General features: G+C 32.9%; 17 protein-coding genes and 1 pseudogene. 4 read left to right on the forward strand and 14 right to left on the reverse strand.

Annotation, left to right across the window (positions count from 1 at the left end; translation table 11 throughout):
• Positions 1 to 64: 64 nt before the first annotated feature.
• The 6 genes and pseudogenes from pheT to LPC11_RS08555 all read right to left on the reverse strand — a co-directional run bounded on the left by pheT (position 65) and on the right by LPC11_RS08555 (position 6,079).
• Positions 65 to 2,467: a phenylalanine--tRNA ligase subunit beta gene (pheT, locus tag LPC11_RS08530; protein ID WP_023375105.1), complete on the reverse strand. Its 2,403-nt coding sequence runs from the start codon at positions 2,465 to 2,467 to the stop codon at positions 65 to 67.
• Complete coding sequence (gene pheS, locus LPC11_RS08535; protein ID WP_023375104.1) at positions 2,467 to 3,525, reverse strand: phenylalanine--tRNA ligase subunit alpha; 1,059 nt, start codon at positions 3,523 to 3,525, stop codon at positions 2,467 to 2,469. Before pheS ends, pheT begins: the two co-directional genes overlap by 1 nt.
• Before the next feature lie 457 nt (positions 3,526 to 3,982).
• Positions 3,983 to 4,723: a TrmH family RNA methyltransferase gene (locus LPC11_RS08540; RefSeq protein WP_023375103.1), complete on the reverse strand. Its 741-nt coding sequence runs from the start codon at positions 4,721 to 4,723 to the stop codon at positions 3,983 to 3,985.
• Positions 4,724 to 4,854: 131 nt separating this feature from the next.
• Positions 4,855 to 5,061: pseudogene (locus LPC11_RS08545) on the reverse strand (ISL3 family transposase); the annotation flags it as partial.
• A gap of 205 nt (positions 5,062 to 5,266) precedes the next feature.
• Positions 5,267 to 5,440, reverse strand: a complete 174-nt coding sequence (rpmF, locus tag LPC11_RS08550) for a 50S ribosomal protein L32 (protein ID WP_002442221.1) — start codon at positions 5,438 to 5,440, stop codon at positions 5,267 to 5,269.
• Between the two features lie 78 nt (positions 5,441 to 5,518).
• Positions 5,519 to 6,079, reverse strand: coding sequence for a YceD family protein (locus tag LPC11_RS08555; RefSeq protein WP_023375102.1), 561 nt, complete (start codon positions 6,077 to 6,079; stop codon positions 5,519 to 5,521).
• A gap of 126 nt (positions 6,080 to 6,205) precedes the next feature.
• On the opposite strand from LPC11_RS08555, the gene LPC11_RS08560 reads away from it, so the two are divergent.
• Positions 6,206 to 7,348 (forward strand): nucleotidyltransferase, encoded by a 1,143-nt coding sequence (locus LPC11_RS08560; RefSeq protein ID WP_023375101.1) that lies wholly within the window; start codon positions 6,206 to 6,208, stop codon positions 7,346 to 7,348.
• A 54-nt stretch (positions 7,349 to 7,402) separates the two neighbouring features.
• Here LPC11_RS08560 and coaD read toward each other — a convergent pair whose 3' ends face one another.
• Together coaD and rsmD are read right to left on the reverse strand one after the other, a co-directional pair.
• Complete coding sequence (gene coaD / locus LPC11_RS08565; protein ID WP_023375100.1) at positions 7,403 to 7,888, reverse strand: pantetheine-phosphate adenylyltransferase; 486 nt, start codon at positions 7,886 to 7,888, stop codon at positions 7,403 to 7,405.
• Position 7,889: 1 nt separating this feature from the next.
• Positions 7,890 to 8,432 carry a 16S rRNA (guanine(966)-N(2))-methyltransferase RsmD gene (rsmD, locus tag LPC11_RS08570; protein WP_023375099.1) on the reverse strand — a complete coding sequence of 181 codons (543 nt, stop codon included), beginning with the start codon at positions 8,430 to 8,432 and terminating at the stop codon, positions 7,890 to 7,892.
• A 68-nt stretch (positions 8,433 to 8,500) separates the two neighbouring features.
• Between rsmD and LPC11_RS08575 the strand changes: the two genes are divergently transcribed.
• Positions 8,501 to 8,890, forward strand: a complete 390-nt coding sequence (locus LPC11_RS08575) for a DUF7147 family protein (protein ID WP_002450660.1) — start codon at positions 8,501 to 8,503, stop codon at positions 8,888 to 8,890.
• Positions 8,891 to 8,912: 22 nt separating this feature from the next.
• Here the strand turns inward: LPC11_RS08575 and LPC11_RS08580 are convergent, their stop codons facing one another.
• A complete protein-coding gene (locus tag LPC11_RS08580) occupies positions 8,913 to 9,164 on the reverse strand; it encodes a DUF2129 domain-containing protein (protein ID WP_002450661.1) in 252 nt (83 codons plus the stop codon).
• Between the two features lie 233 nt (positions 9,165 to 9,397).
• Between LPC11_RS08580 and LPC11_RS08585 the strand changes: the two genes are divergently transcribed.
• Entirely contained in the window at positions 9,398 to 10,318 is a 921-nt protein-coding gene (locus tag LPC11_RS08585) for a lysophosphatidylglycerol phospholipase D (protein ID WP_107566480.1), read from the forward strand.
• A gap of 55 nt (positions 10,319 to 10,373) precedes the next feature.
• Here LPC11_RS08585 and LPC11_RS08590 read toward each other — a convergent pair whose 3' ends face one another.
• From LPC11_RS08590 to cyoE, 4 genes are all read right to left on the reverse strand, one after another.
• The gene (locus LPC11_RS08590; protein ID WP_023375097.1) at positions 10,374 to 10,808 is read right to left on the reverse strand and encodes a YlbF/YmcA family competence regulator; all 435 of its coding nucleotides are present in this window, start codon (positions 10,806 to 10,808) and stop codon (positions 10,374 to 10,376) included.
• A gap of 18 nt (positions 10,809 to 10,826) precedes the next feature.
• Positions 10,827 to 11,870 (reverse strand): CAP-associated domain-containing protein, encoded by a 1,044-nt coding sequence (locus LPC11_RS08595; RefSeq protein ID WP_023375096.1) that lies wholly within the window; start codon positions 11,868 to 11,870, stop codon positions 10,827 to 10,829.
• Between the two features lie 198 nt (positions 11,871 to 12,068).
• Positions 12,069 to 12,530 (reverse strand): DUF420 domain-containing protein, encoded by a 462-nt coding sequence (locus LPC11_RS08600; protein WP_023375095.1) that lies wholly within the window; start codon positions 12,528 to 12,530, stop codon positions 12,069 to 12,071.
• Positions 12,531 to 12,557: 27 nt separating this feature from the next.
• Complete coding sequence (gene cyoE / locus LPC11_RS08605; RefSeq protein ID WP_023375094.1) at positions 12,558 to 13,469, reverse strand: heme o synthase; 912 nt, start codon at positions 13,467 to 13,469, stop codon at positions 12,558 to 12,560.
• 246 nt (positions 13,470 to 13,715) lie between these two features.
• Between cyoE and LPC11_RS08610 the strand changes: the two genes are divergently transcribed.
• On the forward strand, positions 13,716 to 14,633 hold the full coding sequence (locus LPC11_RS08610) for a COX15/CtaA family protein (protein WP_231307219.1): 918 nt from the start codon (positions 13,716 to 13,718) through the stop codon (positions 14,631 to 14,633).
• Between the two features lie 51 nt (positions 14,634 to 14,684).
• On the opposite strand, the gene LPC11_RS08615 is transcribed toward LPC11_RS08610, so the two are convergent.
• Positions 14,685 to 18,137 (reverse strand): pyruvate carboxylase, encoded by a 3,453-nt coding sequence (locus LPC11_RS08615; protein ID WP_231307220.1) that lies wholly within the window; start codon positions 18,135 to 18,137, stop codon positions 14,685 to 14,687.
• Positions 18,138 to 18,185 lie beyond the last annotated feature (48 nt).

Consider the following 18,185-nt stretch of genomic DNA (forward strand, 5'->3'; position numbering starts at 1 on the left):
ATACTCAAAAAAGGCAAGTTCTACTGTTTCCACAATAGAACTTGCCTCTTACTTTTATATTTAATTATCTAATTGTTGCACCTTTTGCTTTGAGTGCTTCAATAATTTGATCATGGACTGTTGTTACACGTTCATCTGTTAAAGTATTCTCAGTATCTAAATAATACAATCTAATGGCTACTGATTTTTTACCGTCTTCTAAATGCTCACCTTCATATACATCAAACACAAGTGTATCTTGAAGAATATCAGCTCCATGTTGATGAATTGTATTTATTAATTCAGAAGCTGGTACATCATGTTCAACTTCTAATGCAATATCACGAGATACACCAGGATATTTAGGAATTGGTTGGTAATTGATATAGCCTACTGACACATTCATCATCTCTTCATAGTTCAATTCAAAGACATATGTGCGTTTTAAGTCGTTATCAGCAGCTACTGTAGGATGCAATTCTCCGATAAAACCAATATCTTTACCTTTTAAAGATACCATCGCAGTTCTTCCTGGATGTAAACCATTGATTTCTGTAGCACGATATTCAAAATTTAAGTTAAGTTTTTGGGCTACACGTTCTATAACACCTTTAGCTAAATAGAAGTCAACTGTTTCTTTCTTACCTTGCCACTGATTTACAACATAATCACCTGTCATAATACCACTTAAATATTCTACTTCATCAGGCAATTCACCTTCCCCATTACCGAAGAAGACACGACCAATTTCGTATAATTTAACATCTTGATTTTTACGCGCAACATTATACGCAGCCGCTTCAATCAAATGTGGTAATAAACTTTGGCGTAACGTTGAATGTGCTTCACTCATTGGCATTAATAACTCGATAGTTGGTCTATCTTGTAATGCAAAATCTTTCGCATGTGATTTTGATACAAGTGAATATGTGATTGCTTGGTTTAAACCTGCACCTTCAATTGTTTCTTTAACTGTACGTGTTTTATGCTGACGATCGGTTAATGCACCATTTGTAACATCTTCAAATACTGGTAAAGTTGATGGAATTTCATCATAACCATAAATACGAGCAACTTCTTCAATCAAGTCTTCTTTGATAGAAATATCTTTACGTCTTGATGGTACATAAACAGTAAGCTCATCTTGTTGGCTTTCAGTTTCAAATCCTAATTGTTCAAAGATATTTTTAATTGCTTCAGTAGATAAATTAAATCCAATCGTACGATTAATTTTATCTGTTGTAATTTGAATTGGTGTAATGAACGATCCTAAATCCCCTTGAGCTACGCGATCTTTAAGCACACAACCTGATGCATAAGTCTCTAATAAATAACATGCGCGATCAACTGCTTCATTGACAAATTCTGTAGCTATGCCTTTTTCAAATCGACTTGACGCTTCGCTACGTAAATTTAATCGTCTTGAGGTATGACGAATTGATGCTGAATCAAAAATTGCGCCTTCTACAACAACATTTGTCGTATTGTCGCTAACTTCTGAGAAGTCGCCTCCCATCACGCCACCAAGTGCAATTGGAGATTGTCCATTAGTAATAACAATATCTGATTCAAGTAATGATCTTTCTTGATCGTCTAAAGTTGTCATCTTTTCATCTTGATGTGCTTGACGAACTTCAATGTGATTTGAACCAATTTGATCTTGGTCAAACATGTGTAACGGTTGTCCATATTCTAATAACACATAGTTAGAAATATCCACAACGTTATTGATTGGTCGGATACCTGCTTTCATTAAACGTGCTTGCATCCATATTGGTGATGGTGCAATAGTGACATTTTTAACGATTCTAGCACTATAATAAGGAACTTTGTCGCTATTTTTTACTGTCACTTGCAATTCGTCCAGTGCAGAGTTAGCTTCTTCATTACTATTTGTATCTGGCTTAGTCATTTGTGTATCGTATAGTGCCGCAACTTCATAAGCAGTACCGACCATGCTTAAAGCGTCTGCACGGTTTGGTGTTAAATCAAATTCCATAATTTGATCATTTAAGTACAATGCGTCCAGTGCATTTGTACCCGGTGCTATTGATTCTGGGAATACAAAAATACCATTTTCAAACGATTTAGGTACCACATTACTTGAAATACCAATTTCCTGTAATGAACAAATCATACCTTCAGAGCGTTCGCCACGTAATTTAGCACGTTTAATTTTAATACCACCTGGTAATCTACCACCAACTTTAGCAACAATGACATATTGTCCTTCATCAACATTAGGTGCACCACAAACGATTTGTACTGGCGCTTCTTCACCAATATCAACTTGGCAAATGTTTAATTTGTCAGCGTCAGGATGAGAAGCTTTAGATACCACATAACCTACCACTAAATTTTTAATATCTTTTGTTAAATCTACTAAATCATCTACCTCGATACCAGTACGTGTAATACGTTCAGCTAAATCTTGAACATTTTGTTCTACGTCAACATAATCTTTTAACCATTCATTTGAAATTAACATTACGCTTCACCTCTATCTTCTACAGCCTTAAATTGATCTAAAAATCGCACATCATTCGTATAGAAGTGTCGAATATCTTCAATACCGTATTTCAACATAGCGATACGGTCAGGTCCCATACCAAACGCGAATCCAGAGTATTCATCAGCATCAAATCCTGCCATTGTTAATACGTTAGGATGCACCATTCCTGCACCTAAAATCTCAATCCAACCGGTATGTTTACACACATTACAACCTTGTCCTTTACATTTAAAGCATGAGACATCCACTTCTACAGATGGTTCAGTGAATGGGAAATAACTTGGACGCAAACGTATTTCTCTATCTGCTCCGAATAATTCTTTAGCTAGTAATTCTAATGTACCTTTTAAATCACTCATCTTAATATTTTTATCTACAACTAAACCTTCAATTTGTGTAAATTGATGACTATGCGTCGCATCATCTGAATCACGACGATAAACTTTACCTGGACAAATGATTTTCACTGGACCTTGGCCATTACGTTGTTCCATCGTACGGGCTTGTACTGGAGACGTATGTGTTCTCATTAAAGTCTCTTCAGTAATATAAAAACTATCTTGCATATCACGTGCAGGATGTGATTTAGGTAAGTTTAATGCCTCAAAATTATAATGATCCTGTTCTACTTCATAACCATCAACAATTTCATAACCTAAGCCTAAGAATAAATCTTCTATCTCTTCAATTGTACGTGTCAATGGATGTTTTGAACCTATTTCTATTTGGCGACTAGGTAATGTCACATCAATTGTTTCTTCTGCAAGTTGTTGATTTAACTTTTCATTGGCTAAAATCGTTTGTCTTTCATCTAGTTCTTGTTGAATCGTTTGTCTTAATTCATTCACCTTTTGTCCATATGCTGGCTTTTCTTCATTAGGTAAGTCTTTCATATTTTTCATTAAACCACTTACCGAACCTTTTTTACCTAGATATTTCACTTTAACATCTTGTAATGCTTTTTCATCATTTGCAGCATTAATATCAACTAACGCTTGTTGTTTTAATTCACTCATATGATCATTTTGAGTCATTTTAACTTCCTCCTTAGTTGCCAGTACATTTTTTATACTCAGACATTGATGTATATCTCAGTCTGCTTTCTTTTATCTCATTCCAACAAATAAAAAAGACTCTCGTCCATTAACTGGGACGAAAGCCTTCCGTGGTACCACCCAAATTTATGCTTATGCATACACTTGTATACGTTGCTAACGAAGACGTACTCCGACTTAAATCTCTTTAAGTAGCCAAAAAGATGAAAAAAACTAACCAAAGTCGGAATAATTTTCAGTCACGATTATTCTCCCTTATACAACTTTATACATTAATTTAAGTCTTTTTATAGGCTATTGATTCACTTTTATATAAGTTAATATTTATTGTTATGAATTCATCATTCATTATAGACGATTTAGATATATAGGGTCAACCTACAATCACATCATAGCGCATTATGAAAAATACGATTGATTATTTAGGATCTACAATTTATCCTTTGAGTTGATATAATAAGATACTACCCGCAATAGCTACATTCAAGCTTTCAGCTTGTCCATATATTGGAATCGTTATATTTTGCGTAGTATGTTCTAATAGCGCTGTATCTACACCTTCACCTTCATTGCCAAGAATCAATGCAAATGTCTCTTGTGCTTCAACCTCTTTAAAACTTACTGCGTTATCTAATGCAGTGCCATAAACAGGACCATTAAAGTTATTAATGTATGACTGTAATGATTCTGATATAACTGGAATATGAAATACACTACCTTGACTAGCACGTAACACTTTATCTTGATAAGGATCTGCTGTTCCTTTTTCCATTACAATCAGGTCAATACCTGCAGCATCTGCTGTACGAATCAAAGTCCCCAGATTACCTGGATCTTGTATTCTATCAATTAATAAAACCTGTCTCGCAGTCGTTACATCATAGTCTGGTTTCTTGATGACAGCAAAAAAACCTTGAGGTGTTACTGTTCCAGATAATGATTCAGCTACCTTTAAATTGATTTCAAATGTTTCATTTGCATACTCCATTAAGCTACTATCCGTTCTACTTGGATCAACAACGAATAACTGTTCAATCACTAAGCCACTTTGATAAGCTTCTTCTATTAAATGTACACCTTCAATAAGTGCTAAACCTGTTTTATCTCGATCTTTCTTTTTCTTCAATTTATTCGCATTTTTAATTTTATTATTCTGTGCAGACGTAATTTGTTCCATATATTTAATCTCCAATGTAATGATTTCTTCTATTTAATTGTATATGATTGAGCTACTTTTTTAAATAAAGAAAGCAAGTCATCGATATTTTACGTTATTTACTGTAACAACAACTTCTGTATGTTGTTCTTATATACTTTAGTTTCTCGAAATCCGTGTTTAATGATTAAGTGATTATCGTTTTTAATACCACAACATTCACATCCCATAGGGATGTACGTCAAAATCCCTTTGTATAGTAAACATCGAACGTTTTTATGAACATACAAGCCAAGTTTTTGAGTGATTTTTAAGTTTTCTACTTCAATTCCAATGATTTCTGATATATCATTACACATAGGCACAATATCTCTCCTTACTTATTTGTTTAGCCACTTATAATTATAGAGATATTTGTGCTTTTTTGTGTCTAAAAGATAAAACGGCTAGTGAATTTTATTCACCAACCGTTAAAAATATACAACCTTAAATATATGATCATAAATAAAAAAATATCCTAATTGAAATGACTATTCCAATTAGGATATTTATTGATATCTAAAATTATTTAGATACGATTTCTTCACCATTGTAAGAACCACAGTTTTTACAAACACGGTGAGATAATTTGTATTCGCCACAACTTGGGCATTCAGTCATACCAGGTACTGAAATTTTGAAATGAGTACGACGTTTGTTTTTTCTTGTTTTAGACGTTCTTCTTTTAGGTACTGCCATGATTTATCCTCCTTAAAATTAAACACATCATTAAATGATATCAGTTTATTTAACAATATTATATCATTAATTAAACTGCTATTGGTCTTTATCGTATAATTGTTGTAATTTCTGAAGCCTTGGATCAACTTGCTTTCTGTCTGAATCATCATTTTCTTGGTCTTGTTCTTTTACAAGTTCCTCGAATTCATCTTCATCAATCACTTCCCAACCATTGCCTTCAGTTAACATTTGATTGCTATTGTCTGAATATGCTCTCATCGGTTTCTCGATAATTACAAAATCTTCAACAATATCTTTAATGTTAATCATACCGTCAGTTGCTGAATGATAATGTTCATCCTGTTCTTCATCGTCGGTATAATAATCACTGCCTTCTAAATCAAACACTTCAGAAGTTTCGACATCTAGCGGTACTTCTACAGGTACTAATGTACGTGCACACGGCATCGTATATGTACCAGTGATATGCATATCTGCAATAACTTCGTTTGATTTAACAGTTAATTGTCCTTCAACATTGATTTCAGAAAGATCGATAAGATCTAATGATTCTTTTAAATGTTCAAAATTCACCGTTTGATTAAATTCAAATGGTTTACCTTGATATTTTCTTAATTGTGTTATTGACCATTTCATATGGCTTCACCTCTAACAAGCACAAAATTTATTTTAACTTTCTCAGTATAATATGTCAAGATTTTTTCTTAACATACGTACTTCTGTTACAATACTAATAATGAATTCTGAAAGGACGAATTGCAAATGAAAAGTGTTGGCATTATATCTGAATATAATCCATTCCATAACGGGCATTTATACCATGCACAACAATCCAAATTACAATCACAAGCGGATGTTTCCATTGCCCTCATGAGTGGCAACTTTGTCATGCGAGGCGAACCCGCTCTATTTAATAAATTTATACGTACACAAATGGCCCTATCAGCAGTTGATTTAGTAGTTGAACTTCCTACCATTGCCAGTCTTTCATCAGGTGATTATTTTGGTGAAATGGCAATTAAATTGGCTGATTATTTAGATGTCAATACCATTTCATTTGGAAGCGAACATGGCAATATTAACGCTTTAAAAGAAGCAGCAAAACAGGTTCTTGATTTGGAAAATAGTGATGCCTTTAAATCAAAATTAAAAGAGGGTAAGAGTTATCCTAGAATCATTAACGAATTAATCCAACATCAATCTACTAATGATATTTTACAATCCCCAAATAATATTCTAAGTATTGGATATTTAAAAGGGATTCAGCAATTTGCACCTCAAATAGAAGCTATCACTATTTATCGTGATACAGCACAACATCGTGATCAAAAGATTCAACATCAACAATTTGCTAGCGGATCATCTATACGCCAATCTATCATTCATCATCATTCTGACTGGGAAAATGTTGTTCCAGAAGCAATTAAGTCACTATATCACTCGCACTTTACAACTGTTGAGCACGCCTTTCCGTATATCAAACATCAGTTATTAACACAACGTATTTCAACACTTAAAACCATATATACTATGAGTGAAGGTTTGGAAAATCGTTTAATCTCTATGATTAAGGATGCACACTCATTTAAAGATTTATTAACTAAAGTCAAAACGAAACGATACACTTATACCCATATTCAACGCGTATTAATGAATGTATTACTTAATATTCAACAATGTGATATTAAACATGATATCTCTGCTGCTAGAATATTAGGTATGAATGAAAATGGTCGTGCATATTTAAAATACTTAAAACGTCATTTTCCAGAACGTCATTTTATTACGAATATCAACCAATCATCTTCTGCTTATTTCTCAAATGAAATTAAAGCTACTCATATCTATAATCTAATGAGCCAACAATTCGATGATGATTTTAATACACCTGTTATAAAAATTTAAAAACCGCACCGTGAAATGATGTGATTCGTATTATTTCACAGTGCGGTTTATTAATTATATATGATATTTTTCTTTTAAGGCTTCAGCTACATTGGGTGGTACAAACTCTGAAATATCAGCTTTATATGCTGCAACTTCTTTTACTATACTCGAACTAATAAATGAATAATTCGTACTAGTCATCATATACATGGTTTCGATATCACTGTTTAACTTTTTATTCATAGATGTCAAACGTAGTTCATATTCAAAGTCACTTACTGCTCTTAAACCTCGGATAATTGTTTTTGCGCCAACTTGTTTACAAAAATCAACTAACAAACCATTATAATGGTGTACTTCCACATTGGATAAATGTGCTACTGAACCTCTAATTAAATCCATACGTTCGTCTAAATTGAAAGTGCCGCCCTTACTACTATTTTTTAAAACACAAACATGAATTTCGTCAAAACGATCTGCACTTCTTTCAATAATGTCTAAATGACCATATGTAATTGGATCGAAACTTCCGGGAATGACTGCTTTCGTCTTATTCATATTATTCTCCTTTTTCTAATAACAAAGTATCTGTCAAACCATAATGATATCTTTTTATTTCCTTAAACGGTGCGCTTTGAATATGTTCATCATTACTAAACTCACAAATGATAATACCATTTTCTTTTAGTAAATTAAACTCCGCAATGCTTTTTAATGCTTCATCGATTAAACCTTTTTTATATGGTGGATCTAGAAAAATATAATCGAATTGTATTTCTCTTTTAGCTAAAGCTTTCAAAGCCCGGTCTGCATTATTTTTATAAACTTCTGATTGTGATATTAAATCGAGTTGTTTTAGATTTGATTTGATCACTTTTACTGCTTTAAAGTTTTGATCTACGAAAATGACCTTGTCCATTCCTCGAGATAGTGCTTCAATACCAAGTGCACCACTACCGGCAAATAAATCTAAACCAAGACCAGATACTTCATGTAAACTATTAAATATGCCTTCTTTGACCTTATCCATAGTCGGTCTAGTATTTCGACCTTCTAAGCTTTCTAAGGCTTTACTTTTATGTATTCCTGCTATCACACGCATTTCATTCACACTTCCATTTCCCAATGTAATTTAATATAATTTGACTTAAAAGGAGATTGATTTAACATATGAAACAATCATTTATTGTCTTGGGTGAAGGTTTAACAGATTTGTTTGAATTTACTACACTTATCGACTATAACCATTCACGCATTGATAAAATTATTTATTTTCATTCACCACAAACTGAAAAACAATTATCATCTGTCGCTATTGTAATGCAACCAACCGAGGGCAATTATTTTCAAGCAATGTACATGATGATGAACGCAGTAAAATATCCTTATCCTGACAGCAATAAAAAATTTGAAATGATTAACAACAAGGCAGAAGCCTATGATATCCCAGTCTTAGGCATAGACGTTCAACCACCTGAAGCATTTCATGACAATGACTTGTATTTTAATTATTTAATTAGCGTGTTAAGACTACAGCGATGGATTCCACCATTACAATAAAATACGTCATCTTAAACACGAGTTATAAAACTTCGTGTTTTTCTTTTTCATAAGTTTTCTTTAAAAATCGATAAGGTGATCCATCGATATGTCTTACATATTTTAATTTCATTAATTTATTAACAACATCATCCGCTTCATTCTCATTAACATACATAATTACGTACTTGCGTTGTCTATTTGAATGAACGATGTGTCCATATTTTCTAATTTGTCTTTCGTGTTTAATGTGTTTTAAGTAAACGACGAGGCTTACTCTAGGAACTAAATTCATCTCTCTTCACTCCATTTGATATACAGTTTTTATCATATCATGAGTTGAAATTTTATGAAATAACAATCACCTTTTAATATAAACCAGAGAATGGCATTTGGAAACACATTTTATGCGTCAATTGTGTTGACAATCATTTGTTTGTTAGCGTCAGCTATTTCAATACGCACTTCATTTTTAATATGTAACTGATATCTGTTAATATTACTTTAATAACTTAAGGAGGATATAAAATGGTTAAACTAAATAAGTGGTTAGTTAATGGCTCATTAGCAATGGCAAGTATAGTAGGAAGTGTGCTTTATGTTAATCAAAATAAAAAGCCACGTGAAATTAATGCAATCCCTCCATTCTTTTCAGGTGTAGCACCATATCTTTTTGCTCATAGAGGTGGTATGGCCGTAAGACCTGAACAAACTAAATTAGCATTTGATAATGCAGTTCAATATGGTGTGGATGGATTTGAAACGGATGTACGATTAACTAAAGATAAAGCACTCATTGTTTTCCATGATGCAACGGTAGATCGTACTACTAATGGTTCAGGTAAAGTTTGCGAACACACACTTGCTGAATTAAGAAAATTAGATGCCGGTTATTATTTTACAGATATTAATCGTCAATACCCATTTCGTGGGCATTCAGAGGCAAAAATTCTTACGTTTGAAGAGTTATTAGAACTTTACCCAGAAATGTATATCAATGTAGATTTGAAAGATCATCCTGATAGCTATGAAGGTGCTATAGCACCTGAAGTCCTTTACCATCAAATTTCTAAACATCAAGCAGAACATCGTGTTTTAGTCACAAGTTTCCATAAAGAACAAATAGAACGCTTTGACCAATTAAGTAAAGGTACAGTTGCAATTGGTGCAAGTCAAAGTGAAGTTACTGAAGCTTTCATTAAATTCAATACCTTTAGAGGTAACGCTTATCATCCTAAAGCAAATACTTTCCAAATGCCTACCGAATTTAAAGGTATACGACTTACATCTGCCAGATTTATTAAATGGTTAACACTATTAAACATCGTACCAGGATACTATGGCATTAATAGCATTGATTTAATGACAGACCTTTATCAAAAAGGTGCACATACCCTTGTAACTGATCGTCCTGATCTAGCACAACAGTTTAAAGAAACATTGAAATAGGATGCCTAAAAATGGCAAGGTCTCATGTTCAACATAGACCTTGCCATTTATCTTTCTATAGTGAGCAATTACATGATCCTCCAGAGGCACAACCATGTGCAGTTGTTTGGAAGAATGGATTACCTGTTTCAATTTTTACATTATCTGATACTGCTAATGCAATTTTACTAATCACTTCATCGATTAAATTTTGTAATTCCACTTCTTTAGATTTATAGTCCATAACCACTGGTAACATTTCATATGCTCTTTTACGTTGACGTGTTTCCATCATTATTGTTTTATAATCCGGATGATATCTACCAAAACGCATGACATCGTCATATTTATCTTTAGACTTTAAAAACGCTGAGTATAATAAGTGTGCTTCATCATCTTGATATAATAATTCCTTTGCTTCGATATAGTCATGATAAGTTGCAGAATCTACAATCATATCAGACAAGGCTTCGATATCGTCTAAAATAGACAATGTTTCTTCATTTATCATTTATCATCTTCCCCTTTCTTATTTTTCTAAGAAAATTAATGAATAATAATCTTTCATCACTTCTCCACCCATTTCATCATACTTTGTATTTAACATTCTTGAACGATGAATATCCGAATTCATCCAACTATGAATTAACGTTGGAACATCATCAAAGTTATAACCCACATTTTGACTTGTAGAAGTATAACTAATATCTCGTTCATCTAATTGCTGTTTCAATGCATTTTCAGTAAATTCAACTGAATCATAACCACTCTTCGTCGCATCAAACAAATTAATAGAGGCTATGTGTGCAATATCATTATTTACTTTTAACGTCTTTAACCCTTTTAACTTTCTCATTTCATTTGTTACTTCATAGAGTGTCATCAACTGATTTGGGTTTTGTTCATATGGTAATTCTTTATGTTTGATGTTAGATGAGGATTTAGATTCATTGGTTTTGTATGGTTGTAATGAAGCTAATGCATCTTTATCTAAAAAGCGAATTGCCATAATCTTGTTAGTTTGTTGATCAGAATACACTTGCGCATACACATTGCCGTATTTAATTAATGTTTGCGTTTTTAAGTCTTCATCAGACAATTCGAACTCATAAACCTTGCCCTTAGATTTAATGGTTGGTTCAGGATTAATGCTAGTATTTTCATATATTTTAGAATTTTCTTCACCTATATGTAAGGGACTCATATTTACATCTTTGCCTGTAGCATATACGGATTTAATTTGATGATCTTTAACGCTAACAATGTAATATTGATTTTTCTTCTTAAACACATAATTTTTATAATCATCACTAACAGGATATGTACGATTTGCTTGCCCATATTTTTTAGTAAGTAGATCGATATCTTTACCAATCCAAGTCCCCACACCTTTTTTAGGCTTTGGATTTTCAATATCTTTATTAGTATTTTTAAACTGTTCAGTTCGCTCAGTTTTATGATTTTTATTAGGATTTTCTAATACATCAAACTTTAAACGTGGTGAGTAAAATAAATAGATTAGAAAAGAAACTAAAAAGACTACACCTAATATTCGTATTACTAATTTTTTCATTTTTCACCCACCTCAATAGAATTATTATTATTGTACATAAATATATATTTCATAATCAAGATAAGTCTATTTTTATCATAGATTTCATTATAAACATTTTTACCTATTTAAGTTTGTAATATGAATTACAGACTTAAACATATTAAAAAACTGATAAAACCTACAATTAAGTTTTATCAGTACATATAAATTATTAAATTATAAACCTAAAGTTGCTTTAATTAATGAAGTTGTTTCGCCACCTGGATATAAGATGTATAAAAGTAAATATACTGCTACACCAGTAATAGCGGTAAAGAACCAAATAATTGAAGCAATAGGTCCAACTTTTCTATGGATATTAAATTTATCTTTGAAGGCCGTGAAAATTTGTATTAAGCCTAATACCCCACCAATTGTTGCTAGGTTAATATGAAATACTAAGAAAATCGTATAGTAAATTTTAATACTATCTGGACCACCAAATGCAGTGTTTCCTATAAAAATTGTACGACTAGCATAAATAATAAAGAATGTAGCTGCGAATACAGCTGCCCATAACATTACTTTTTTATGCTTATCAATTTGTTTTTTCCAAATAAGTCTCCAACCAATGGCAACTAATATCGCACTAATAACAATACAAGAGGTACTTAGTGTCGGTAATATAGGTACGTTCATATGTTTCATCCTTACTTAATTTTATATTTATATCATTTTAATAAGTGATACGACTACAACCAGTACAAAGAATACAACTAAATAGTTTAATGAATAGATAAACATAGTTGTCGCCCATTTAGTTTGATCACTATTACGTTTGAATGATGTCAAACCTAATGCCATCCAACCTAAATTTAATAATGTAGCTAAAACAATAAATGTAGTGCCTAAACTAGATAACATGAATGGAATTGGTAATAATAATACTAACCAAATGAACATGCTTATGCGTGTTCTATTGAATCCTTTAACAGATGGTAACATTGGAATATTTGCTAATGAATATTCATCACTTCGTTTAATCGCTAAAGCGTAGAAATGAATAGGTTGCCAACAAAATACTACTAAAAATAATGCGATTGCTGCAACACTGATAGAACCATCAATAGCTACCCAACCAATTAATGGTGGTACTGCACCAGGAAAGCTACCTACGACAGTATTCCAAGTTGTGTGTCGTTTCGACCAAATCGAATAATAAGAAACGTATCCTACGATACCAATTAATCCTAATACACCTGATGGAATATTGAGTATAAATAAACATGCCTCACCTACTAACATCATACCAAAGCTTAAAATTAATAAGTGTTTATTTGAAATTCTATCATTTACAGTGGGTCTATTTTGTTTACTAGGCATGATTTGATCAATATCTTGGTCGTAATAGTTATTAAGTGCACATGCACCGCCCATTATAAATGTAGAACCTATAATCATTAATAAAATTTGAGGTATAGACGATAGGAAGGAATGGTTTGTCATTACAACAGCCAACCAAGCCCCGGCAAATGCAGGAATCAAATTCCCTTGAACAAGGCCCATCTTAATAATCTGTTGTAACTCTTTGAATGTCACACGGCCCGTATCTTGTGACAAAGTTTGTTCTTTGTTCATAATTCCCCTCCTTGAACTTTTTCATATAATATAATGATATAGCAAATAGTTATAAAAGACTAGGTTTTAAAAAATTAAATTGTGACACTTTAACGACATTCTAAATAGTTGATTTTGTAACGCATTTAAAAATGGTATCATTAATATAATGTAAAAGAAAAATATATACGTTAATTTAAAGGAATTGTCTAACATGATATACGAGATTAGATAAAGTACTTTATTTTAATGATGGGGTGTTTATCATTGTTTAGAAAAGAAAACCTTAAATGGTTAAGTGTCTTAGCAACAATTATCATGACATTTGTACAATTAGGTGGTGCACTCGTCACTAAAACTGGTTCTGAAGATGGTTGTGGTTCCTCCTGGCCATTATGTAATGGGGCATTTCTACCACAGAACTTACCAATTCAAACTATTATTGAATTGAGCCACAGAGCTGTATCAGCATTGTCACTAATCGTGGTATTGTGGCTAGTTATAACTGCATGGAAACATATCGGGTATATTAAAGAGATTAAACCATTATCTATTATCAGTGTAGGGTTCTTATTACTACAAGCTTTAATTGGTGCTGCAGCAGTTATTTGGCAACAAAATGCATACGTATTAGCATTACACTTCGGTATATCACTTGTGAGTTTCTCATCTGTATTCTTAATAACGCTTATCGTCTTCTCAATTGACCAAAAATATGAAGCCGATGAAGTAATGATTAAAAAGCCTCTCCGTACATTAACTTGGTTAATGGCAATTATTGTTTACCTAACAATATACACAGGCGCACTAGTGAGACATACTAAATCTAGTTTAGCTTATGGTGCATGGCCAGTACCTTTTGATGATATTGTCCCACACAACGTACATGACTGGGTACAGTTCGCACACAGAGGGATGGCATTTATTACATTCATGTGGATCATGTTCACATTTATTCATGCCGTGAAAAATTATGCTGATAATCGTACAATCAGATACGGTTACACTGCGGCATTTATTTTAGTTATTTTACAAGTAGTCACTGGTGCATTATCAGTCATTACAAATGTTAATTTGTTCATTGCATTACTACATGCTTTGTTTATTACTTATTTATTCGGTATGATTGCCTATTTCATTTTATTAATGTTACGAACTACAAGAAGTTTAAAAAACAAATCATAATATTAAGCCGCAACATTCATCATATTTAATTGAATGTTGCGGCTTTTTAAATTAATCTGTTGATTTTTCAATTTCTATTAATAAATCACCTGTTGCAATCGCATCTCCACTTGCTACAGTAATCCGTTTAATCATTCCATCAAACGGTGCTTGAACAGTTGTTTCCATTTTCATCGCTTCAGTGATAAGTAAAGCTTGATTTGCTTTTACTTTATCGCCAACCGCTACTTTCACCTCAGTCACTGAACCTGGCATTTGTGCACCAATGTGACAAGGATTCGTTTTATCTGCTTTTGGTTTTACATTTACATTCGCTTTAACATTTTCATCTTTAATATATATACGTCTTGCTTGTCCATTCATTGAGAAATAAATGGTTCTTTGACCATTTTCATCTGGTTCACTAATTGTTTCTAACTTAATAATGAGTCGTTTACCTGTATCAATTTCTATTTCAACTGTTTCACCATTTCTCATACCAAACAAGAATGTTGGTGTATCTAATAAAGATAAATCTCCAAATTGCTCTTTTGTTGCAATAAATTGTTTGTATACCTTTGGATATAAGACGTAACTAATAATATCTTGCTCAGTTACTTCAGTATTTTGAATTGAAGCTAATTCTTGTTTTACTGTTTCGAAATCGACAGGTTCTAAATATTCACCAGGTCTATTTTCTAATGATGTCTGTCCTTTTAAAATTACTTTTTGAAGTTGTTCATTAAATCCGTTGACAGGTTGACCGATTTCACCTTTAAAGAACGAAACCACAGATTCTGGGAAATCTAGTTTATGCCCTTGATTAATAACATCGTCTTCATTTAAATCATTTTGAACCATAAATAATGCCATATCTCCTACTACTTTCGAAGATGGAGTTACTTTGACAATATCACCAAATAAGAAATTCACACGACGATACATATCTTTAACTTCATCGAAGCGTTCTCCTAAACCAAGACTTTTAGCTTGTTGACCTAAATTAGAATATTGTCCTCCTGGCATCTCATGTTGATAAATTTCAGTATTCGGAGATTTGATATCACTTTCAAAATCAACATAATAAGGACGCACTGTTGACCAGTAATGACTAATTTCTTCCAGTCCGTCAATTTCAGTTCTTAAATGACGTGGGAATCCATTTAATGCATAATATAGTGAATTCGCACTCGGTTGACTTGTTAAACCACTCATTGATGCTACAGCTGTATCTATAATATCTACACCTGCGTCAATAGCTTGCATATACGTTAATAAACCATTCCCACTTGTATCATGAGTATGAAGATGTATAGGCATATCGATTGCAGTTCGTAAATGGCCAATCAGTTCATATGCTGCTTTAGGTTTCAGTAAACCGGCCATATCTTTAATCGCTAAGATATGGAAACCTTCTCTTTCTAATTCTTTAGCTAATTTCACATAGTAGTCCAAAGTGTAAATGTTAGATCTTTCTGGATTTAAGATATCTCCTGTATAACAAATAGTACCTTCTGAAATCTTTCCAGCTTCTTGAACCGCTTCATTCGCTACTTTCATTTGATCAACCCAGTTTAAAGAATCAAATATTCTAAATACATCAATACCAGCTTCTGCACTTTCTTTCACAAATTTTTGAATAACATTATCTGGGTAATTCTTATATCCTACCGCATTAGAAGCACGTAACAACATTTGAAACAGTACATTCGGTATTGCTTGACGCAATCTTTCAAGGCGTTCCCATGGATTTTCTTTTAAGAAATTATAAGCTACATCAAACGTTGCACCGCCCCACATTTCTAGTGAGAAATTATTTTTAAATACTTCTGCTGTTTTAGACGCAATATTTAACATATCTTTAGTACGTACACGCGTTGCTAATAAAGATTGATGGGCATCTCTAAATGTAGTATCTGTCATCAATACATCTTCTTGTTCACGCACCCAATTTGCCACACCTTTAGGTCCTTGTTGATCTAATAACTGTTTCGTTCCCGAAAATGTAGCTATTTTCTTTTGTGATACTTTTGGAATAGATGCAACTTCATAAAGTGGTTTAGGTCGTTGCTCAACATTAGGGAACCCATTAATAGTTACATTTCCTATATATTCTAATGTTTTTGTACCTCTATCTAATGTTGGTTGTATGTTAAATAAGTCAGGTGTTTCTTCTATAAATTTAGTAGTATAATCACCACTTCTAAACTGTTCATTTCTCATCACATTGATTAAGAATGGTATATTTGTTTTCACACCTCGAATGCGCATTTCTCTTAATGAGCGTTCCATCTTTTCTTCAGCTTGTTTGAATGACATAGCATGCGTAGATAATTTCACTAATAAAGAATCATAATATGGCGATATTTCTGCGCCTTGGAAGCCATCACCAGCATCTAAACGTACACCAAAACCGCCACTAGAACGATATGCTATGATTGTGCCAGAATCAGGCATAAAATCATTGAGTGGATCTTCAGTTGTGATACGACACTGAATAGCGTAACCTAACGTCTGAATATCTTCTTGCTTTGGCATACCTACTTCTTCACTAAATAGTTCTGCTCCGTCAGCAACGAGAATTTGTGTTTTAACGATATCAATACCTGTTATCATCTCAGTGATTGTATGTTCCACTTGTACACGTGGATTGACTTCAATAAAAAAGAATTCATTGCCAGATACTAAAAATTCGACTGTTCCTGCATTTACATATTGAATATGAGACATCAATTGAATAGCAGCATCACATATTTTCTCTCTTAAAGATTCCGGCAATCCTACAGATGGTGCTACTTCGACTACTTTTTGATGACGACGTTGAACTGAACAATCACGTTCATATAGATGTACTAAATTACCATATTCATCACCTATAACTTGGACTTCAATATGTTTAGGGTTGTCAATGTAACGTTCTATATATATTTCACTATTACCAAATGATTTTTCTGCTTCAGATTTAGCACGATGGAAAGCATCTTCAAGTTCACTTTCTTCATGAACAATACGCATACCTTTACCACCACCGCCACTTGTTGCTTTAATCATCAGTGGATAACCTGCTTCGTTAGCGAATGATTGTGCAGCCTCATAACTTTCTATAGGTCCATCTGTACCAGGTATAACTGGTAAGTTAGCTTTAAGTGCAGTTGCTCTAGCTTTAACTTTATCCCCAAACATATCCAAATGTTCTAGATGTGGCCCAATAAATTTGATCCCCTCTTCTGCACATCTGCGGGCAAATTGTTCATTTTCACTTAAAAATCCATAACCTGGGTGGATCGCATCTACATTTGCTCTTTTAGCTACTTCGATAATGCGTTCAATATTTAAGTAACTTTCAGCTGGCCCTAAATCACTACCAACTAAATAGGACTCATCAGCTTTATATCTATGTAAAGATGATTTATCTTCATTAGAGTAAATGGCTACCGTATTAATATTTAATTCTGCAGCAGCCCTAAAAATTCTGATAGCGATTTCCCCACGATTGGCTACTAATAACTTTTTAATATGTTTCAAAAGTGATCACACCCCTGTTAAATTTTCGGAATTTTCTTACTAATTAGA

It is taken from the genome of Staphylococcus sp. HL28 (assembly GCF_021117155.1).
GTDB classification, from domain to species: Bacteria; Bacillota; Bacilli; order Staphylococcales; family Staphylococcaceae; genus Staphylococcus; species Staphylococcus warneri.